Here is a 20,240-nt window from a genome sequence, read left to right as displayed (position 1 = left end):
GGCCCTGCGGGCGCCAGACGGCGGAGTGGGGGATGTGCTTACGGAACGACCGGTTTGTGTGGGATTTTGCCGGTTGGATGAGGCTTGCCCCGTCCTCCCCTTGGGGGCTCGCCCCGTCCTCCTCTTGGTCGGGACACACCCCGTCGTCCTCAGAACTGCTTGGCCGGCCAGTCGAGCAGCCGGGCGCCGATCACCGCGGTCTGCAGGGTGTAGCGGTGCACCGGGTCGGCCGGGTCGGCGCCCGTCAGCTTGTGGATGCGTTCCAGGCGGTAGGTGAAGGCGCGCGGGCTCAGTGCCAGACGCCGGGCCGCCTCCGCCCCGACACAGCCCGAGTCGAAGTAGGCGGAGAGGGTGTCGATGAGCGGCTGCGCACCGCCCCGGCCCTGTTGCAGCGGGCCCAGAGCGTTGAGGACCAGGTCGGCCATCGCCTGCCGGTCGCGGGTGAGCACGGGGTAGACGAGCAGATCGGCGGCGCGCAGGACGGGGGCACCGAGTTCCAGGCGTTCGGCCAGGTCGAGGGCGTTGAGGGCTTCCTCGTACGACTGGACGACGCCGCCCGGACCGGGCTGGGGGCGGCCGATGGCGATCTGGCCGCCGTCGGTGGCGGCGTACGCCTGTTTGGCGAAGAAGGCGAGCACTTCGTCCTGGTCGCCGGGCGCGACGCAGACCAGACGGCCGTCCTTGGTGGTGAGCAGGATGCTGCGGTCGCCGAACCGGCCGATCAGCGCGCGCTCGACCTCGCGGGGCACGGCATCGCCGTCGTCGTACGCGGACGCGCCCTGGGCCACCGCGACGGCGTGCGCGTAGGACAGCCGCAGCCCGAACCGCTCCGCACGCTCGGCGAGCAGCCCGAGATCACTGCGTCCGTAGAGCAGGTCGTCGATGAACTCCCGGCGGGCGGCCTCCTCTTGGCGTACGGCGAGCCGCTGGGCCCGCTCGTAGCCCTCGGCGAAGGCGTCGACGGCCTGGGCTGTCGCGGCGAGCACACTGTCGGCCGAGGCGGTGCCGGGCCAGTGGGCGCGGGTCGCGGCCAGATGCGCCCCGACCAGGGCGCGCAGCCCGTACCCCGCCTCCGCGGCCCGCTCGCCCAGCACCCGGCGGGAGTCGAGTTCGTCGCGGGTCAGCCGCCGGCCGGTCGCGGAGACGTCCGCGAGGATGCGGGCGTACCCGTCCAGATACTCGTCGGGTATGTCCTGCTCCGCCACGCCCGCCCCCGTGTTCCTGATGAATCGATAACGCCTTTCTAGCGCAGGCTCCTGGCGGGCGTACCAGCGGGGGCGGGCGGCGCCGCCGAGGTCCGGCGGTCCGGGCGGGTGGCCGGACGGGGGGACGGTCATGGGCGGGCGGCGGGGTTGGCGAGGCCATGGCGCGGGTCGGTGGCGCGGGTGATGGCGGACTCGACGGCGGCCACCCGGTCGGCGAGCAGGCCGAGGGCGGCGACGGCGCGGACCACGGGATCCTCCTCGGGGCCGCCGAGCGTGCGGGCCCGGACGTAGCCGGCTTTGACCTCGGCCCAGCGGGCGGCCTGATCGGGCGTCAGGGTGCCGCGCAGTTCGGCTAGTTTGAGGAGGTTGGACTCGGCGCCGGTGGTGAGGGTCTGGGCCTCGCCCGCGTAGTGGTCGTCGATGACGGCGGCCAGTTCGGTGTCGTTCATGACCGGGTCGATACGTGCGGCGATCTTGTTCATATCGCGGTAGGAGCCCTGGAGCAGGAACGGCGGCTCGGTGCGGGTGGCGTCGTCCTGTCCGGCGGACGCGATGTACGCGGCGTTGACCGCGAGGACGGTCGCGCGGGCCGTGAGCAGATGGCGGAGCACGGCCACGATCCGGTCGAGTTCGGCGGGCGCGTAGGCGTGCCGGAGCTGGTCCGCCCGCGCCGCCGGGTCGTCCTCGGCCAACCGGATCAGCAGATCGAGGTCGGCGCGCCCGCGGCCGGCCAGCGGGGCGAGCACCGGGTTCGCGGTGAGCGCGTTCTCGATGAAGCTGACCGCGAAAGCGTCCTCCTTGCCGGTCAGTACGTCGCCGAGGTTCCACACGTCCGCCCGGTTGGCGAGCATGTCGGGGATCCGGAACCGCCGGCCGGACTCGGTGTAGGGGTTGCCCGCCATGCAGACGGCGAACCGCTTGCCGCGCAGGTCATAGGTGCGGGACGTGCCGTTCCAGACGCCCTCCATCCGGCGCTGCGCATCGCACAGGGAGATGAACTTCTGCAGGAGTTCGGGCGAGGTGTGCTGGATGTCGTCGAGGTAGAGCAGCACGTTGTTGCCCGCCTCCAGCGCGAAGTTGACCTTCTCGATCTCCTGGCGGGCGGTGGCGTTCGGGGCCTCGGCCGGGTCCAGGGAGGTGACAAAGTGGCCCAGGGCCGGGCCGTTGACCTTCACCAGGACCAGGCCGAGACGGTCGGCGACATACTCCATCAAGGTCGTCTTGCCGTAGCCGGGCGGCGAGATGAGGAGCAGCAGACCGCCCGCGGTGCCGAGCTGCTTGCCGAGGCTGTCGCCGACCAGCGGCAGATACACCTCGTCGATGAGGCGGCTGCGCACGAAGGTGGACATCACCTTCGGCCGGTACTCGTCCAGCCGCAGCCGGGCGCGCTCCGCCGCGACCAGCTCGGTGCGGCGGGCCTGGTAGGCGCGGAAGCCCGGCAGCCGCTCCGCACGGAAGCGGCGGGTGCGGTCCAGGAGTTCGTCGATACGGACGCGCAGGCGGCGACCGTCGATACGGGGGTGGGTGCCCAGCAGCCCGTCGACGGTGTCGGTGAGCGGGGCGTCGCAGTCGTAGCGGTCCAGTTCCGGGCAGAGCTCGACCGCCACCGCCTCGGGCAGGTCCTCGGTGCTCTCGCCCGCGGAGGCGGCGTACGAGGACAGCCATGCCTCGACCAGCTGCCGCCGGACGGCGGGGTCCGGGATGGCCGCCAGATCCGCCTCGTACGCCGAACCGTCCACCGCGCGGCGGAACTTGTCGAGGAAGGCGCGGGTGGACGCGGCGGTGACGAACCCGGCGGCGCCGGTGGTGAGCTCCTCGAAGAGGTAGTCGGCGGCCGGGACGGCGTCCGGCCCCGCGATGCGGGCGGCGAGTTCGGCGCAGCAGTCGGCGATGGCGGGCGCGAGCCCGAAGGTGTCGCGGGCGCGGGCCAGGGACACCGCGCGGCGGGTCCAGAGCTCGCGCTCCCGCGGCTCGGTGTCGTACGCCCAGAAGAGCTGGGCGGCGGCGCGTGCCCGGGGCGTGTGGCGCAGCAGGCCGGCCCCGGTGTGCAGGCGCAGCAGGGCGCCGAGAATCAGGGTGGCGTCATGGTCGTGGACGCCGCGCTCGTAGCCCTCGTCGTACGCCGCCTCGGCCGCCGCGCGCACCAGGGCGGGCAGATCGTCGGCGGCGAGGAGTGCCTGGGCGCCGTGCTCGGCCAGCAGGCGGGCGGCGAGGTGTTCGGCGCGGTAGACGTCGGGCGTCTCGGACGGCAGCAGCTGGTCCCAGTAGGCGCGCAGCTCCGCGAAGCCCGGGTCGGTGACCGGGGCCCGGTAGTCGGTGCCGGTGAGGGCGAACGCCATGGCGTCACCGTCGGCGGTGGGCACCAGCGTGAGATCGAGCGGCTGGGTGTTGACCGCGAAGCGATGACGGCCCAGGCGGATGGTGTCGCCGCCGTCCGCGTACAGCTCGGTGCGGTCGCGCAGCGCGCGGGTGGCGTCCTGGCGGGCGGCCTCGACCCGGCCCGCCAGCTCTTCGGCCCGTACCTGGTCGCCGAGTTCCCGCAGCTCGTCGATGGTGCGCCGGACCTTCGCGACCATCGGGTCGGAGGCGAAGTAGGTGTGGATCTCGTCGCTGGAGTCGAGCGTGGTCACCCGGCGCGCGACGGTTTCCAAAACGCGGCCCGCCGAGACCGCCAGCCGGTCCGTGTGCCGGGCGCGGGCGTCCTGGAGGGTCTGCTTGCGCGCGGCGAACGCCTCGTACACCTCGGTGCGCTTGGCGTCCAGCTCGGCGAGGAAGCCGTCGGAGTCGGCGAACCGGGACTCCAGGTTCTCCAGCTGGAGCAGCAGCCGGGCGAGCTGGTCGTCGCAGCTCTCCGGGCTGGTCGCGGCGGCCAGCGCGCCGGTGACGGCCTGGCCGAGCAGCGAGAACTCGGCGGCGAACTCGGCGCGCCCTTCCTGCGCCGTCAGTTCCCGGCGGCGGGCGTCGAGGGTGGCACGGGCGCGGTTGACGCCCGCGAGGACCTCGGAGATGCGCTCCAGGACGGCGGTGCGGACGGTGGCGTCACCGATGTCGAGTCCGGCGACGACCTCGGTGACGGTCTGCAGCTGGACGGTGAGCTCCTGGAGCCGGTCCGCGACCGGCGCGGTCGCGGCGACCGTGGCGGCCTCGTCGGTGTCCTGGGTGAGCTCCTCGACGGCGGTGTGGTGGGATGCGAAGGCGTCCGGCCGCTGGAGGAAGGTGACCGCGCGCCGCCCGGCCGTGTCGATGTCGCCCGCGAGCTGCTCGGCGAGGTCGTCGATACGGTCCGTGTCCGCGTACCGCATCTCCTTGAGGGTCATCAAGCGGCCCTGGGCGCGGCGGAGTTCGGTGATGCTCTCGACCCATGCCGGGGCGGTGCGCGGGGCCTCGCCGCGGATGCGCCGGACGAGCGTGGCGATACGGGCCGCGGCGTCGTCCAGGGCTTCGGCGGCCTGCCGGGTCAGGGTCTGGACGGTCTCGAACTCGGCGAGGACCTGTTCGGCGGTGGTCCGCAGGGCGTCCAGCGGGGTGCGCAGATCGCCGAGTTCCGCGTCGGCCAGCCAGTGGTACTGGTCCGCGGCACGGGTGCAGGAGGCGGCGAGCGTCTCGTACACCGCGGCGGTCGGGGTGGTCTCGGCGACGGCGCGCGCGACGGACAGGCAGTCCGAGATGCCGCGGACGAGATCGGCGTTGCCGATGCGGCCCAACGGACTGTCCTCGGCGGGCCGTTCGGCGGCATAGGTGTCGGAGACGTACGGTGACTGCCAGATCTGCAGCGGGTGGACCCGCGCGGGCTCCTTCGCGCCTGCACGCAGCACGAACAGCGTGCCGGCGCCGAAGACCGCGTATCCGTGGCAGGAGAGCGGGGTCGCGATCTCCTTGCGGATCAGGTTGTAGGGCAGCAGGAGGCTGTGGCCAGCCTCCCGCGCGTGGAAGGCGAAGAGCACGTCCTCGCCGTTGGGGGAGCGCACCATCCGCTCGAATTCCAGGGCCGCCAGGAGCGTGGCGTCCGTGTCGAACGTCTTGTACGGGCCGGTGGCCAGGCAGTAGCCGCCGGGGAAGACGATGCCCTGGTCCTCGGGGAGCCGCCGGCAGGCCAGGCCGATGCCGTCCAGGCGGACCACGGCCTTGGTGAGGGAGTTGAAGACCAGGTGGCGCCAGGTGTCCTCCTTGTAGGGACGGATCCGCAGCAGGATCAGCGCGCCGACGCGTGCGTGCTCGACGTCCGCGTCGGCGAGGGACTGCAGCGGCTCGTCGACGGGCTCCGCGTACATCCCGTCGCCGGTCTCGGTGTTGTCCTCCAGCTTGACCGTGAGCGTACCGCCGAGCGTGTCGACGAAGATCTCACCGCCGACCGAGATGTGCGGGTGCCGGCCCAGGACGTGGTCGTCGCGGGTGGCCGGCGTCCACGCGAAGCCGTGCGAGGCCGGGAAGACATGGTCCCGGTCACCGCGCGCGTCGAGGAACTCGGCGCGCCCGTCGTCGGACAGGGCCCACCGCAGCACCCGGATGTCCTCGGTCTTCTCGCCGGTCTGGAAGACGGCGAGCAGCTTGCCGTCGATGTGACGCAGCTGGAGGAGACGGGCCTCGCGGTAGTAGCGGAAGAGGGCGGTGAATTCCCGTCCGAACGCCGGATCGTCGAGCAGGCCGGGCACCGCGTCCTGCGGCAGCGGCCGCAACTCGCTGTCGTGCAGGGCGAAGACGTCGCCGACGGCGGTCTCGGGCCGCAGCCCGGGGAGCGTGTTGTAGCCGAACAGCAGTGTGTCACCGACGGCGACGATGTCGCGCGGGACGCAGGGCTGTTCGGTGCGGATGTGCTCGGTGCCGGTGAGCGCCAGTCCGGTGGAGCCGAACGTCTCCACTCGGCGGTCGTTGAGCGCGGTGGCGCGCTCGGCCAGCTGCCGGGCCTGCCCGGCAAGCCGGTCCCGCAGCACCTCGTATGTGCCCGCGTCCAGACCGGTCTCCATGTCCGGCTTCCTTCCCTCTCCGTGGTGGTGCGGTGCGTGCGGCCGGAACCGCTGACCCCCGTACAGCGGCCCCGGCCGGTCTTTGTCAGCTCTTCACAGAGCCGTTCAGTTCGGCGAGCGGCATGTCGGCGATTCCCAACGCGCCTGCCTTGTCGAGCAGTTCACGCAGCTGCTCGGACTGCTTGCCGCCGCCCTTCATCAGCTTCATCAGCAGTGCGGAGACCGTCAGGTTCTGCACATCGGACGTCGACACCGAGCCGAGCATCCGGCTCAGGTCGTCGGTGAAGCTCGCCGTACCGTCCAGCCACGGCTGCGCCAGGGCCTGTGCGGTCTCGGAGTGCTGGACGAAACCGTCGACGCCCTTGCCGAGCGCGATCGACGACACCAGGCGGTCGAAGAAGACCGACTCACCGCCGACGATGTTGATGTCGGCGCTCTCCAGACCGGTCGCCAGGACCGTGGCCTGTGCCTCGGCGACCTGCCGCTGGACGTCCAGGCCGGCCAGCCGGATGTCCTTCTCCGCCTCCAGGCGCAGCCGGTACTCCTCATGCCCGCGGGACGCCTCGTCCAGCGCCGCCATCGCGGCCGCCTTCTGGCTGATGCCCTCGGCCTCCGCCCTCAGCTTCTCGCCGATCGCGGTGGCGTCCGCGAGCGCCTTGGCCTTGGCGCCCTCGGCGTTCGCGAGCGCCCTGGCACGGGCGCCTTCGGCCTCCGCCCGCATACGCGCCTCGGTGGCCTCCGCCTCCGCACGCCCGGCCTTCTCGATGACCTCGGCCTCCTTGTCGCGCACCTGCACCTCGGCGAGACCGGGCGCCGCGCTCTCGGCCTGGACGCCCTCGGCCAGCCGCAGCTTGGCGCGCGCGTCCAGGTCGGCGGACTTCAACCGGGCCTCGGCGAGGGTGAGTTCCTCCGCCGCCCGGTGTGTGGCGGCCTGCTCCGCGGCCTCGGCGGCCTTGATGTCCTTGACCAGCTGCTCCTGCGCCTCGGCCTCGGCGGCGATGATGACGGCCTGCCGCCCGCGCTCCGCCTCCTCCACGGCGCGCAGCTTCTTGATGGACTCCTCCTGCTCGGCGACCGTACGGTCCACGGCGACCCGCTCGCGGATCACCTCGGCGATCTCCCGCTTCTCCGCCTCGACCTCCTTGTCGGCGGAGATCCGGGTCAGCTCCGTCTCCCGCTCCCGGGCGATGACCTCCAGCAGCCGGTCCTTCTCGATGCGCTCGCTCTCGATGGCGATGACCCGCTCGCGGTTCTTGGCGGCGACGGCCACCTCACGCGACTGGTTCTCGCGCTGCACGCCCAGCTGCTCCTCGGTGCGCAGGAAGGCCGTCTGCGCCCGCAGCCGCTCCTCCTCCACCACCCGTGCCGTCTCGGCCTCCTCACGGGCCCGTACGGTGTCGATCTCGCGCTTCTGCTTGATCTCGGCGTCGGCCTTGCGGCGCTCCAGTTCGAGGATGGCCTCCCGGGCGTCGACGTTCTGCCGGGTGATCTCCTTCTCCTCGTTGCGCTGGAACTCGTTGGTGCGGACGTGCTCCACGGCCGTCAGCTCGGTGATCTTCCTGATGCCCTGGGCGTCCAGGACATTGGCCGGGTCGAGCTGGGCCAGCGGCGTCTGCTCCAGGTAGTCGATCGCCGCGTCCTCCAGGCTGTAGCCGTTCAGATCGGTGCCGATGACCTCGATGATCCGGTCGCGCAGCTCATCACGCTTGGTGTAGAGGTCGCCGAAGTCCATCTGCTTGCCGACGGTCTTCAGCGCCTCGGAGAACTTGGCGTTGAACAGTTCCTGCAGCGTCGCCTGGTCGCTGGCCCGCGTCGTGCCGATCGCCTGGGCGACCTTCACCACGTCCTCGACGGTCTTGTTGACGCGGACGAAGAACGAGATACGGATGTCGGCGCGGATGTTGTCCCGGCAGATCAGGCCGTCGCGTCCGGTCCGGGTGATGTCGATGGTCTTCACCGAGATGTCCATGATCTCGGCCTTGTGCAGCACGGGCAGGACCACCTGCCCGGTGAAGGTCACATCGACCTTCCGCATCTTGGAGACGATCAGCGCCTTGCCCTGCTCGACCTTGCGGAACAGCCGGGTGAGCACCAGGAGCAGTACGACCGTGACGAGCAGGACAGCGGCGACGGACGCGCCTATGCCCACCGTGATGGCATCCATGTGAAGACCTCGAAATCTGTGAAGTGTCGGCGGCTCGACGGACGGACTGAGCCGGCGTCAGCCGCGGTCGGCCCGGGGGCCGGGGTCGAGCGCCGCGTCGAAGGGCGCGACCCAGAAGAACTCGCCTGCCTCGTCGTACGCGTACAGCAGCCCTGTGCTGCCGCTGGGCAGTGCGTCCGTGCCGGTCTGCCGGACCTGGACGACGGCGGTGGAGCCGTCCCGCGCGGTGACTTCCGCCTGGCCGAAGTGCGTGTCCACCCGCCCGGTGCGGATGACGCAGGTCGAACCGACGAAGTCCAACCGGGACGGCCCGGGTTCGTCGGGGAACACCTTGGCCAGGGGACCGGCGAGGAGACGCGTCACCCACCAGGCCACGAGCAGTGACAGCAGCAGCAGGGCGACATCGGCGACGGTGCGGCCGGGGCCCTGGAATCCGGCCCGTCTCAGCAGGACCGAACCGCCGAGGCTGGTCAGCCAGCCGCAGACGGTCATGAGGGACGCCGTCACGGTGACCGGCACCCCACCGAGCCCCGCCGCCGCGAGGCCGGTATCCGTCCCGAAGCCGTCCGCCTCGGTGACGCCCAGCAGCACCAGCAGCCAGAAGGCGAGGACCACGACCAGGGCGACGCTGAAGACGATGGCCGGAAACCTCATCGACACGTCGAGAAACTCCGTCATTCCGTCACCCCCCTTGATCCTGTCCCAGCGCAACCCGGTGCCGGACTCTGCTGCCAGAGTCCGGCACCGGGAGCGCCCCCCGTTTGCTTGCACCTCCATCTTGGACCGCTGACGACGTCCGCCGCATTGCCGGATCCCGGCAATCTTTATGTGCCGTTGATGCCGGACGGCGGTACCTCCGGCTCTCTCGGCTCCGCACCTCCGGCTCTGTCGGCTCTCCGCTCCCTTTCGGCTGGTCGGCGGCCATGCGGATGAGCTCGGCGGGCGGGGAAAGCGGGTGCGGGGTCGGTTTCGCCGACCCCCGGGATAGTGTGGCCACGCGCCGGATCTTGACGGGTCTTTGACAGCCCCGCCGTCCGGCCGTCAGCCAGTGGAAGGCAAGGAAGGAACGGCACGTGCCAGGACGCGTCGCGCGCGTGTGGCGGATGTTCACGGCCCACCCCGCACGATCGGTCGTCATGGCCTTCGCCGCCGTGATTCTGGTGGGCACCCTGCTGCTCTCCCTGCCGGTGGCCTCCGAGAAGGGCGGTACGACCGGCTTCGTCACCGCACTGTTCACCGCCACCTCGGCGGTGTGCGTGACCGGTCTGGTCGTGGTGGACACCGGTACGTACTGGAGCGACTTCGGCGAGGGCGTCATCCTCGCGCTGTTCCAGCTCGGCGGCTTCGGCATCATGACCATGGCCTCGCTACTGGCCCTGCTGGCCTCGGGCAAGCTGCGGCTGCGCATGCAGCTCACCGCGCAGGCGGAGACGAAGAGCCTGGGCATCGGCGATGTGAAGCGGGTCCTGCTCGGCGTCGCGGGCACCACCCTGATCGTGGAACTCACGGTGGGCGCGCTGCTCTCGCTGCGCTTCCGCTACGGCTACGGCAACGACATCGGCGAAGCCCTGTATGTGGGCTTCTTCCACGCGGTCTCGGCATTCAACAACGCCGGCTTCGGGCTGCGCGCCGACAGCCTCACCCGATACGCACAGGACCCGTGGGTGACCCTGCCGGTCGCGGCCGCGGTCATCCTCGGCGGCCTCGGCTTCCCCGTTCTGCTGGAACTGCTGCGCCACCGCACCCGCCGGCGCACCACAGGGCGGCGGACCTGGTCGCTGCACACCCGGCTCACGCTGATCACCACCGTCGCCCTGCTCGCCGTCGGCATGCTGCTGACGTGCCTGCTGGAGTGGAACAGCAAGGGCACCCTGGGGCCCCTCGACTGGGGCGAGAAGCTGCTCAACGGCTTCTTCCACTCCGCGATGAGCCGCACCGCCGGCTTCAACGCGCTGGACGTCGGGGCGATGCAGGCCTCGACGCTGCTGGTCACCTGCACGCTGATGTTCGTCGGCGGCGGCAGCGCGGGTACCGCCGGCGGTATCAAGGTCGGCACCTTCGCCGTGCTGGCGGCCGCGATGATCGCCGAGGTACGCGGTGAGCCCCATGCCGTGGTCATGGGGCGCCGGCTCGCCCCGCACGTCGTACGGCAGGCGCTGACCGTGGCGCTGCTGGGCGTGGGGCTGGTGATCACGGGGACACTGGCGCTGCTGACCGTGACCAAGGCGCCCTTCGAGGCGGTGCTCTTCGAGGCCATCTCCGCGTTCGGCACCGTGGGGCTGTCCACCGGCATCACCGCCGATGTGCCCGACTCCGGCAGGCTGATCCTCATCCTGCTCATGTTCATGGGCCGACTCGGCCCCGTCACCCTGGTCTCGGCGCTGGCCCTGCGCGAGCGCAAGCGCCGCTACCAGCTTCCCGAGGAGCGACCAGTCATTGGGTAACTATCTGCACTCCCTGCGCAAGCGCCGTCGTAAGCGGGAGGCCGACCAGCACACCCAGCTCGGGGACCAGCGCGTCGCCGTCATCGGCCTCGGCCGGTTCGGCAGCTCGCTCGCCCACGAACTGATGAGCCGCGGCTGGGACGTGCTGGGCATCGACACCGACGCCCACCTCGTCCAGAAGTACAGCGACGCCCTCACGCATGCCGCGGTCGCCGACTGCACCGACCCCGAGGTCCTCCGGCAGCTCGGGGTCAACGACTTCACCAGTGCGGTCGTCGGCATCGGCACCGACATCGAGGCGAGCATCCTGATCACCTCCAACCTGCTGGAGGCCGGGGTGCCCAATATCTGGGCCAAGGCCATCAGCCGGCAGCACGGCCAGATCCTGGAGCGGCTCGGCGCTCCGCACGTCGTGCTGCCCGAGCACGAGATGGGGGAGCGCGTCGCCCATCTGGTGACCGGCCGGATGCTGGACTTCATCCAGTTCGACGACGACTACGCGCTGGTCAAGACGGTCGCCCCGGAAGTCGTCACCGGCATGCCGCTCGGCGAGAGCCAGGTGCGGTCGAAGTACGGGGTGACGGTCGTCGGCATCAAGCGCGCGGGCGAGGACTTCACCTACGCCACCGCGGAGACCGTGGTGGTCCGGGCCGACGTCATCATCGTCACCGGCAAGACCCAGGCGGTGGAGGCGTTCGCGGAACTGAGCTGAGGGGGGTACTCACCAGTACGGGGCGTCCGCAGCGGAGTGGATCATTCCGCTGCGGGCGGGCCGTTCGCTCAACGGTTGCTGTGATTCGGATAACGGTCCGGTCTCATATGCTGGGGCTTTCATTGATTACGCAACCTTCTGTGACCTGCGTCACTCGTGATCCTGTTAAAGACGTGGTAAAACTGCGCAACTCCGCAGACGGCCGCACCCCTGGCCGCCTGGGGAGCGCCGGCACGACCGGCGGCACGACCAGGATGATCACGGTCCGAGTCCGCGGACCGCCATCCGGGTTCGCCAACCGGACAACGGCGTTCGCCTAAAGACCGCACACCAACGGCAGCACTCCTCCCGTGCTCCGGCCCCTGCGCCATCGAGGTAGCCACGTGTCACTCGACTCCATGACAAAGTCCGTAGACGAAGCAGTCAGCGGATTCTTCGAGCCCATAGCCCAGTGGCTCGGAGAAGTCGTCTTCTATTCCGTTCCCGTGGCGGGAACGGATCTTCCCCTCATCGTTGCCTGGCTCGTGGTCGCCGGTCTGGTCTTCACCAGCTGGTTCGGGTTCGTCCAGTTCCGCAAGTTCAAGCTCGCCGTCGACGTCGTACGCGGCAAGTTCGACGAGAAGGGCTCGGACGGTGAGGTCAACCACTTCCAGGCTCTGACCGCCGCCGTCTCCGGCACCGTCGGCCTCGGCAACATCGCCGGTGTGGCCGTCGCCGTCTCCATCGGCGGCCCGGGCGCGACCTTCTGGATGATCCTCTGCGGCCTGCTCGGCATGGCCTCCAAGTTCGTCGAGGTCACCCTCGGCGTGAAGTACCGCGAGGTCCATGAGGACGGCACCGTCTCCGGTGGCCCGATGCACTACCTCCGCAAGGGTCTCGTCGACCGCTTCGGCGAGGGCGCCAAGACCGCGGGCAAGGTCCTCGCCTTCGCCTCGGCCGTCATGGTCCTGTTCTTCGGCCTCTTCGGCGGCAACCTCTTCCAGGCCAACCAGAGCTACACCCAGCTGGCGTCCGTCACCGGCGGCGGCTCCTCCACGTACGCGCTGTTCTTCGGCCTGCTGATCGCCGCCCTCGTCGGCCTGGTCCTGCTCGGCGGCCTCCGCTCGGTCGCCTCGGTCACCAGCCGCCTGGTCCCGGCCATGGCGATCATGTACATCCTCGCCTGCCTGGTCGTCATCCTGACCAACGTCACCGTCGTTCCGGACGCCGTCGGCAAGATCGTCTCCGAGGCCTTCAGCCCGAAGGGTGTCACCGGCGGCATCATCGGTGCCTTGATCATCGGCTTCAAGCGGGCCGCCTTCTCCAACGAGGCCGGCCTCGGCTCCGCGCCGATCGCGCACTCCGCGGTCAAGACCAAGCACCCCGCCTCCGAGGGGCTGGTCGCCCTGCTGGAGCCGTTCATCGACACGGTCGTCATCTGCACCATGACCGCGCTGACCATCGTCATCGCGAGCCCGAAGAGCTGGCTGGAGGCCCGCGCCGGCGAGGACATCGGCGGTGTCACCATCACCTCGGACGCCTTCGCCACCGTGATGCCGTGGTTCCCGTACCTGCTGACCTTCGCGGTCCTGTTGTTCGCCTTCTCCACGATGATCACCTGGGGCTACTACTGCCTCAAGGCATGGACGCACATGTTCGGCCGCAGCAAGGCCAGCGAGCTCACCTTCAAGGTGATCTACTGCCTCTTCGCCGTCGCCGGCTCTCTGCTGACGCTGCAGACGCTGATCGACATGGCCGACGCGGTGCTCTTCATGCTCGCGGTCATCAACATCATCGGCCTGTACCTGCTCGCCCCGATCGTGAAGCGGGAGCTGGATTCCTTCCTGGACTTCGTGAAGTCGCGGAAGTCCGGCGGCAGTGACGACCCCGCCAAGGAAAGCGTCGACGCGGGCGTCGACGCCTGACCCGACGCTGATTCCGTGGGCCTGTCCGACCTGACACCAGGGCGGGCAGGCCCACGGCCGTGTGGACGGCCGACAGGTTCCGGGAACGGCACCGGCCGTCACCCGCCCCTGCGGGTGACGGCCGGAGAGCCGCCCGACGGGCGGGTCAGAGCTTGGTGAAGCACAACGTGTAGTTGCTGCGGCCCGAGTAGTGAATGCTGGTGTCGTACGGCGGCGACTCGCACTCCGCGTGGGTGCCGCTCAGCTGCTCGCCCGTCTTGTACTCGGCCTCGGGGGAGTTGCAGTCGACGATCTCCGGCGTCGGGTTGTCACCGTGCGCGTCGAGGATCCTGACGCAATCGCCCTCCTCCGGGTTGTACTTCTCGTTCTCCTCGGCCTGGGCGGAGCGCGACGCTTCCGCCTTGGCCTTGCCGCCGTTGGGATGGGTGTTGTAGTCCCACACGTACCAGGCCACGCCGCCGAAGACGGCCAGGACGACGGTGACGCTGATCAGCGCGCGCAACGGGCTCCGCTGCGGCCGCTGCGGACCGCGCGGCGGCTGGGGCCGACCGTACTGCGGCTGCCCGTGCTGCTGCTGGGGGTGCCCGTATTGCTGCTGCGGATACCCGTACTGCTGCTGGGGCGGCTGGTTCTGATACGGCGGCGGGGCGGACAAGACTGGGATCCCCCATGGTTGATGACAGGAATGAAGGTCAACGTGTCGTTGACCGGTGCAGGCTACCGTCCGGCACCTGGCCGTCCGTCACCAGTCCCGGTGGGTCTCCGTGTGCCCTCACGCCGAGCCGTCCCGGCTCTCACCGGGTGCCGGGTGTCCCAGGAGTTCGGCCAGGCCGCGGCGGGTGGTGGCCAGGACGATGCGGTCGTCCGGCTGGAGGACGTATCCCGGGTGGAGATCCCAGAGGAGGCCGGAGCGTGGGTTCTTGGGGTCTTGAGGGAGGGGCGAGGCGAGATCGGGTTGCCGGTCGTCGGGGGTGGCGGCGTCCAGGGCCAGCACCCGCCAGGCGCCGGGCCGGAAGGCTTCGGCCACGGTGCGGCCCTCCAACTGCGGGTGGCCGGCGACGGTGAGGGCCGCGATGAGCAGCACCCGGCGCTCGATGGGGATGGCGCCAAGAATCCGACGCCCCATCATGGCGCCGCCGAAGGCCGGGGCGGCGAGGGTGGAGACGCTGCGGCTCCGGGTGAGGGCGTCAGGATGCGCGGTGCGCAGGGTCCGGTAGACGGCGGCGGCGAAGTCGTCGTCGTACAGCCGCAGGGCCACCCGCAGGTCGGGCTTGACGGAGCGGGCGTACAGGGCCGCTTCGAGGTTGGTGGTGTCGGAGCTGGTCAGGGCGAGCAGCGCGTGCGCGCGGTGGATCCGGGCGGTCTCCAGCACGCCTTCCTCGGTGACGTCGCCGAGCACGGTGGGTACGCGCAGTCGGCGGGCCAGCGGGATGCCGCGGGCCTCGGGGTCCTCCTCGACGCAGACGACGGGGATGTCGAGTTCACGCAGCCGGGCCAGGACGCGGGTGCCGATCTTGCCCAGCCCGAGGAGGACGACATGGCCGGACAGCCCGCGCGGAGGCTGCCGCAGTTGGGAGGCGGTACGGAAGGTGCCCAGGGCTTCGATGGCGGCCGCGATCATCACCGGCAGGAGCAGCAGTCCGAGCACCCCGGTGAGCAGTTGGAGGATCTGCCGGTCGTCCTCCTCGCCCAGGGCGGGGTCGTTGATGGCGAGCAGATCGAGCACCGTCACATAGGCGGCGTGCCGCGGATCGTCGCCGGTCATCGCCCAGGACGCGATGGCCAGGGCGAGCACCGCGCCGGCCGCCCCGGCGAGTGACCACCGGAGCCGGCGGGAGAAGAGCGAACCGAGGGGCGCGGACCTCCCCGCCAGCGGCCCGGTACGCGTACCGGGCCCCTCGTAGCTGACCGCTTCCAGGACCACCGTGCCGCGCCCGGTGGCGGCGGCCACGCTGCTGTCGTCCGGGAGCAGCAGCGGCGCCTCGTCCCCGCTGCTGTCCGAACCCTCCGTCCCGGCCGGGTCGTTGGTGGTGGCCGACGACAGGGCGAGCGTGCACAGACCGGGGTCGGCGATCTCGCCACGGCCGGGCGGGGTGCGTTCCGCGGCGCGGAGCAGCAGCCCGTCGGCCTGGACGACCTTGCTGCTGCCGGCGACGGCGGTGGCGGCCAGCGCCGGCGCGGCGGTATCCGCGTCGGAGAGCACCGTCGTCGACGCCTCCAGCTCCGTCGCGTCCAGGTCGGGGGCGGCCAGGATGGCGGCCTGGTCGAGCAGTTCTTCCAGGTGCTGCCCGAGTTTGCGGTTGTAGAGGCGGATCACCAGCCGGAGGCGGGGGTTGTGGCGTCGGGCGATCAACGCGGCCCGGATGTTGGTCTCGTCATCGTCGTAGACGAGGGCGAGCGCAGCGGCCCGCTCGATCCCGGCTTCGGTCAGCACCGCCTCGTCCACCTCGGATGCGTCCAACGCCGTTATTCCGCCCCGGAGCTGATCCTCCGACGGGTTCGCCCGGTCCGATGCGCCGGCCCGCCAGGTCATGACGGCCGCCACTCGGTCACGCAGCGCCGCGGCCCGCCCGGCGCCGCGCGCGGGGGACGCCGTCCGCTCGGCGGCCGACTGGGCGGACGGAACGACGAGTACCACGGACTGGTGGTAGATGCTGCGCAACTCGGCGGCCAACCTGGGCGCGAGCGCGTCATCACCACAGACGACCATGTGGGCTGCGGATATGGGGGATTGAGTGGGGAGTGTGGGCACGCCCTTGTGGACCCTTATGTGCCCGACTTGGTTCCACGCTGCGCTTGGCCGAGCCGACTTGGTTCCACGCTGCGCTTGGCCGAGCCGACTTGGTTCCACGCTGCGCTTGGCCGAGCCGACTAGGTTTCCGCCGTTTTCGGCTTCCCGCCGCAGGGGGTTTATCGCCGTTGCGCCTGCGGCGAGTTGGTGGCCGCTGCGCGGGGCTGTTCGGCAGCGGTGCCGGACCTCCGGACTCCGTCCTGCGGTCCAGCACCTCCCGAGGGAGGTGGGGTAAAGGACGGTGGGGTGCATGTAGTCGGTCAGCTGCACCGTGTGGACACCTGACAGACCACCTGTGCCCCCACCGGCCTTATCCCACCCACCGTCGGGAGGAGCCGCTCCGCAGGGCGGAGTCCGGAGGAGCGGCACCGCACCCGAAAGACTTACGCCCGCCGCAGGCGCAACGGCGAGACACCCCGATGGTCGGACGGCCGACAACGACGAGTACCAAACCGGCCCAAGCCGAGCGCAGCGGAGACCCACGCCCGCCGCGTGGGGGTACCTCCCACGCCGTTCAGGCAGTGGGGGAGCAACGGCGACAAACCACAACGGCCGGATGGCCAAAAACAGCGCACGCCCGCCGCAGGCGCAAGCCCACGGCGGGAAAGTCGAAAACGGCGAGCAACGATGTCGGCCCAGGCAAAGCGCAGCGGAGCACCATGTCGGAGCAGGTCACGCCTAGCGTGACCTACGCCACGGGGCATCAAGAATTCGCCAGCGAGCCGTAAGCATCGTGTAAGTTCTCTGGCAGGAGTGCCGGGAAGCCTGGTCGGCGAACATGAGAGAACTCTTTCCCGATCGGGGGCTTCCGTTTCATGGTGCTTGTTGCGGTCTTCGGTGCCGCGCTGCTCATCGCCGTACTGCTCTCCGGGCTCGCCGCCCGGACCGTGCTGTCCACCTCCTTCCTCTTCCTGGTGGGCGGGGCCCTGGTCAGTGACGGTTTTCTGGGCCTGATCCACATCAGACCGGACAGCCCGATCGTGTCGGTGACCGCGGATCTGGCGCTGTTCGCGGTGCTTTTCACCGACGGCATGCATGTCTCGTTCCCCAAGCTGCGGGAGAACTGGAAGAACCCCGCTCGCGCGCTGGGGCTGGGCATGCCGCTGGCCTTCGTCGGCATGGCGCTGATCACGCACTACCTGGTGGGGCTGGACTGGACGACCTCGTTCCTGGTCGGTGCGGTGCTCGCCCCCACCGACCCGGTGTTCGCCTCGGCGATCGTGGGCCGTAAGGAAGTCCCCTCCAAGCTGCGGCAGTTGCTGAACGTGGAGAGCGGTATCAACGACGGGCTGGCGCTGCCGGTCGTGCTGATCCTGATCGCCGCCGCGTCGACGGGCAGCCATGAGCCGTTGCACGCCTCCGGTATCGCCCTGGAGCTGGCACTCGGCCTGGGCTTCGGCATCGTCGGCCCGCTGCTGGTCAGTCAGCTGGCGCGGCTGAAGCTGCTGGGCGCGGAGCCGAAGCTGCAGCCGCTGCTGCCGCTGGCGATCGGCGTCACCGTGTACGGGCTGTGCCACCTCACCCACGCCAACCCCTACCTCGCCGCCTTCTCCGCGGGCGCGGTCCTGGCGCATGTGTCGCCGGAGGCGAAGTCGGCCTTCGAGCCGCTGGGCGAGGCCCTGGCGGAACTGGCCAAGTTCGCCGCCCTGTTGGTCTTCGGCGCGCTGCTGACCCCGCGCCTGTTCGCGGACCTGTCGCTGGGCGGGTATGTGGCCGTGGTGCTGGCGATCGTGCTGATCCGGCCGGCCTCGCTGCTGCTCTCCATCATCGGCACCAGCTTCACCCGCCGGGAGAAGCTGACCGCCGCCTGGTTCGGGCCGAAGGGCTTCGCCTCCGTCGTCTACGGGCTGCTGGTCCTTCAGGCGGGCATCCCACAGGGCGAGGAGGCGTTCACCCTCGTCGCCGTATGCATCGCCTTCTCGATCATCGCGCACAGCAGCACGGACGTCCCGATTGCCCGGATGTTCCATGTCGACGACATCGCGGGTATCCCCAACCAGCACGACCACACGGCTAAGCGGGACGGCGCCGGCCCGCCCGCGACCGCCGGGACCGCTTCCGCTGCGCCGACCGCCGAGGAGTCCGGTCATGCGCGCAAGTGACCTCGCGGCGGGCCGGAGAGGCCATGTCCACGGGCCGGGCGAGAGCGGGGCCACCCGGTGGCCGAAGGACTTATCGGACGTTGATGGAAGGCTGATGCGCGGCTTGAACCAGTGGCTGGGAAAAGCGGCTAGAAATATGCCGTGACGTTCCCGCACAAGTGGAAGGATCTGCCGTGCGCGCATGCAATCTGGCCCAGGAGTACGAGTCGGTTCGCCTCGACGGCGACGCGATAGAAGCCGCCCGGCTGATGGCCGAGCACAAGCTGCCCGGCCTGCTCGTCCTGGACGAGCGGGGCGAACCGCGGGCGATCCTGCCCGCGTCGCAGCTGGTCAAGGTGCTGGTCCCCGGCTATGTGATCGAGGATCCCAACCTGGCCGCGGTCATCGACGAGCGGCACGCGGACCGGCTGTGTGAGAGCCTGCGTGGCCGTCGGGTGGCGGACTGTCTGCCCCGTGCGGCCACACCGCCGCCGATCGCCGCGCCCGACGACACCGCCGTGGAGGTGGCCGCGCTGATGGCTCAGACGCGTAGTCCGCTGGTGGCCGTGGTCGACCGTGAGGAGGGCGTCCGTCTGCTCGGTGTGATCACCGCTTCGCATCTGCTCAGCAAACTACTGCAAGCCGCTGGATAAACCTCTCACAAACGGGGAGCAATGAACGACTGGCACAGCTGGGCGGCGATTGCCGTCTTCATCTGCACTTACGCCCTGATCATCAGCGAGAAGATCCATCGGGTGGCCGCCGCACTGGGCGGCGCCGGCCTGATGCTCGCCATCGGTGCGACCGATGACGTCTCCGCCTTCTACTCCGAGGAATCCGGCGTCGACTGGAACGTCATCTTCCTGCTGATGGGCATGATGATGATCGTCGGCGTGCTCAAGAAAACCGGCCTGTTCGAGTATCTGGCGATCTGGGCCGTGAAGAGAGCGCGGGCGAAACCGTTCCGTGTGATGGCCATGCTGATGGTGATCACGGCGGTCGCCTCGGCCCTGCTCGACAACGTCACCACGGTGTTGCTGATCGCTCCCGTCACGCTGCTGGTCTGTGAGCGGCTCGGGCTGCCCTCCGCGCCGTTCCTGATCGCGGAGGTGCTGGCCTCCAACATCGGTGGTACCGCCACCCTCGTCGGTGACCCGCCCAACATCATCATCGCGAGCCGCGCCGGGCTGACCTTCAACGACTTCCTCATCCACCTCGCCCCCCTGAGCGCGATCCTGATAGTCGTCCTGATCGCCATGTGCCGGTTCCTGTTCCGCAAGACCTTCGTCTACGACGAGGAACGCGCCGCCGAGATCATGGAGCTCGACGAGCGCGAGGCCATCAAGCATCCGCGGCTGCTGATCCAGGGGCTGATCGTGCTCACCCTCGTCGTGGCCGGTTTTGTGTTGCACCCTGTGCTGCACTTCGAGCCCAGCGTCGTCGCGCTCCTGGGTTCCGGACTGCTCGTCGCCGTCTCCAAGGTCGAGACCGGCGATGTGCTCAAGGAGGTCGAGTGGCCCACCCTCGCCTTCTTCGCCGGGCTGTTCGTCATGATCGGCGGCCTGATCCACACCGGTGTCATCAAGGAGGTCTCCAACGCCCTGGCGGACGCGATCGGCGGCAACGAGGCGGGCGGCTCCATGGTCCTGCTCGGCGCCTCCGCCGCGCTGTCCGGCATCGTGGACAACATCCCCTATGTCGCCACCATGGGCCCCATCACCCATGACCTGGTGAACCAGATGGGCGGCGCACCCGACCACGTCATGTGGTGGGCCCTCGCCCTGGGTGCCGACCTCGGCGGCAACGCCACCGCCATCGGCGCCTCCGCCAACGTCGTCGTCCTGGGCATCGCCGAACGCAACCGCCAGCGCATCACCTTCTGGGAGTTCACCAAATACGGCCTCATCGTCACCGCCGTGACGGTCGTGATCTCGGCAGGGTGGATCTGGCTCCGCTATTTCGCCCTCGCGTAATC

At 70.1% G+C, this 20,240-nt stretch carries 12 protein-coding genes; 6 read left to right on the top strand and 6 right to left on the bottom strand.

Annotation, left to right across the window (positions count from 1 at the left end):
• Positions 1 to 149: 149 nt before the first annotated feature.
• From K9S39_RS11780 to K9S39_RS11765, 4 genes are all read right to left on the bottom strand, one after another.
• Entirely contained in the window at positions 150 to 1,205 is a 1,056-nt protein-coding gene (locus tag K9S39_RS11780; RefSeq protein ID WP_248863301.1) for a PucR family transcriptional regulator, read from the bottom strand.
• A 128-nt stretch (positions 1,206 to 1,333) separates the two neighbouring features.
• Positions 1,334 to 6,169, bottom strand: a complete 4,836-nt coding sequence (locus K9S39_RS11775; protein WP_248863300.1) for a DNA repair ATPase — start codon at positions 6,167 to 6,169, stop codon at positions 1,334 to 1,336.
• Positions 6,170 to 6,254: 85 nt separating this feature from the next.
• Entirely contained in the window at positions 6,255 to 8,333 is a 2,079-nt protein-coding gene (locus K9S39_RS11770) for an SPFH domain-containing protein (protein ID WP_248863299.1), read from the bottom strand.
• Positions 8,334 to 8,390: 57 nt separating this feature from the next.
• Positions 8,391 to 9,011 (bottom strand): hypothetical protein, encoded by a 621-nt coding sequence (locus tag K9S39_RS11765; protein WP_248863298.1) that lies wholly within the window; start codon positions 9,009 to 9,011, stop codon positions 8,391 to 8,393.
• A 395-nt stretch (positions 9,012 to 9,406) separates the two neighbouring features.
• Here K9S39_RS11765 and K9S39_RS11760 point away from each other — a divergent pair, with 395 nt between their 5' ends.
• The 3 genes from K9S39_RS11760 to K9S39_RS11750 all read left to right on the top strand — a co-directional run bounded on the left by K9S39_RS11760 (position 9,407) and on the right by K9S39_RS11750 (position 13,393).
• Positions 9,407 to 10,777 carry a TrkH family potassium uptake protein gene (locus K9S39_RS11760; protein WP_248863297.1) on the top strand — a complete coding sequence of 457 codons (1,371 nt, stop codon included), beginning with the start codon at positions 9,407 to 9,409 and terminating at the stop codon, positions 10,775 to 10,777.
• Positions 10,770 to 11,489 carry a potassium channel family protein gene (locus K9S39_RS11755; RefSeq protein ID WP_248863296.1) on the top strand — a complete coding sequence of 240 codons (720 nt, stop codon included), beginning with the start codon at positions 10,770 to 10,772 and terminating at the stop codon, positions 11,487 to 11,489. The genes K9S39_RS11760 and K9S39_RS11755 overlap by 8 nt, the downstream gene beginning before the upstream one ends.
• A 383-nt stretch (positions 11,490 to 11,872) precedes the next feature.
• The gene (locus tag K9S39_RS11750) at positions 11,873 to 13,393 is read left to right on the top strand and encodes an alanine/glycine:cation symporter family protein (protein ID WP_248863295.1); all 1,521 of its coding nucleotides are present in this window, start codon (positions 11,873 to 11,875) and stop codon (positions 13,391 to 13,393) included.
• Positions 13,394 to 13,538: 145 nt separating this feature from the next.
• Here K9S39_RS11750 and K9S39_RS11745 read toward each other — a convergent pair whose 3' ends face one another.
• Both K9S39_RS11745 and K9S39_RS11740 read right to left on the bottom strand, forming a co-directional pair.
• Positions 13,539 to 14,048, bottom strand: a complete 510-nt coding sequence (locus K9S39_RS11745) for an LppU/SCO3897 family protein (RefSeq protein ID WP_248863294.1) — start codon at positions 14,046 to 14,048, stop codon at positions 13,539 to 13,541.
• 117 nt (positions 14,049 to 14,165) lie between these two features.
• Positions 14,166 to 16,103 (bottom strand): NAD-binding protein, encoded by a 1,938-nt coding sequence (locus K9S39_RS11740; protein WP_248868695.1) that lies wholly within the window; start codon positions 16,101 to 16,103, stop codon positions 14,166 to 14,168.
• An 896-nt stretch (positions 16,104 to 16,999) separates the two neighbouring features.
• On the opposite strand from K9S39_RS11740, the gene K9S39_RS11735 reads away from it, so the two are divergent.
• The 3 genes from K9S39_RS11735 (at position 17,000) to K9S39_RS11725 (ending at position 20,238) form a co-directional block, all read left to right on the top strand.
• Positions 17,000 to 18,286 carry a cation:proton antiporter gene (locus tag K9S39_RS11735; protein WP_248863293.1) on the top strand — a complete coding sequence of 429 codons (1,287 nt, stop codon included), beginning with the start codon at positions 17,000 to 17,002 and terminating at the stop codon, positions 18,284 to 18,286.
• A gap of 173 nt (positions 18,287 to 18,459) precedes the next feature.
• Positions 18,460 to 18,918, top strand: a complete 459-nt coding sequence (locus K9S39_RS11730; protein ID WP_248863292.1) for a CBS domain-containing protein — start codon at positions 18,460 to 18,462, stop codon at positions 18,916 to 18,918.
• A gap of 21 nt (positions 18,919 to 18,939) precedes the next feature.
• Positions 18,940 to 20,238, top strand: a complete 1,299-nt coding sequence (locus K9S39_RS11725) for an ArsB/NhaD family transporter (RefSeq protein WP_248863291.1) — start codon at positions 18,940 to 18,942, stop codon at positions 20,236 to 20,238.
• Positions 20,239 to 20,240: the final 2 nt, after the last annotated feature.

Source organism: Streptomyces halobius (genome assembly GCF_023277745.1).
Classification (GTDB): Bacteria; Actinomycetota; Actinomycetes; order Streptomycetales; family Streptomycetaceae; genus Streptomyces; species Streptomyces halobius.
Note: the sequence above shows the minus strand (reverse complement) of the source record. Positions and strands in the feature narration are given on the sequence as shown.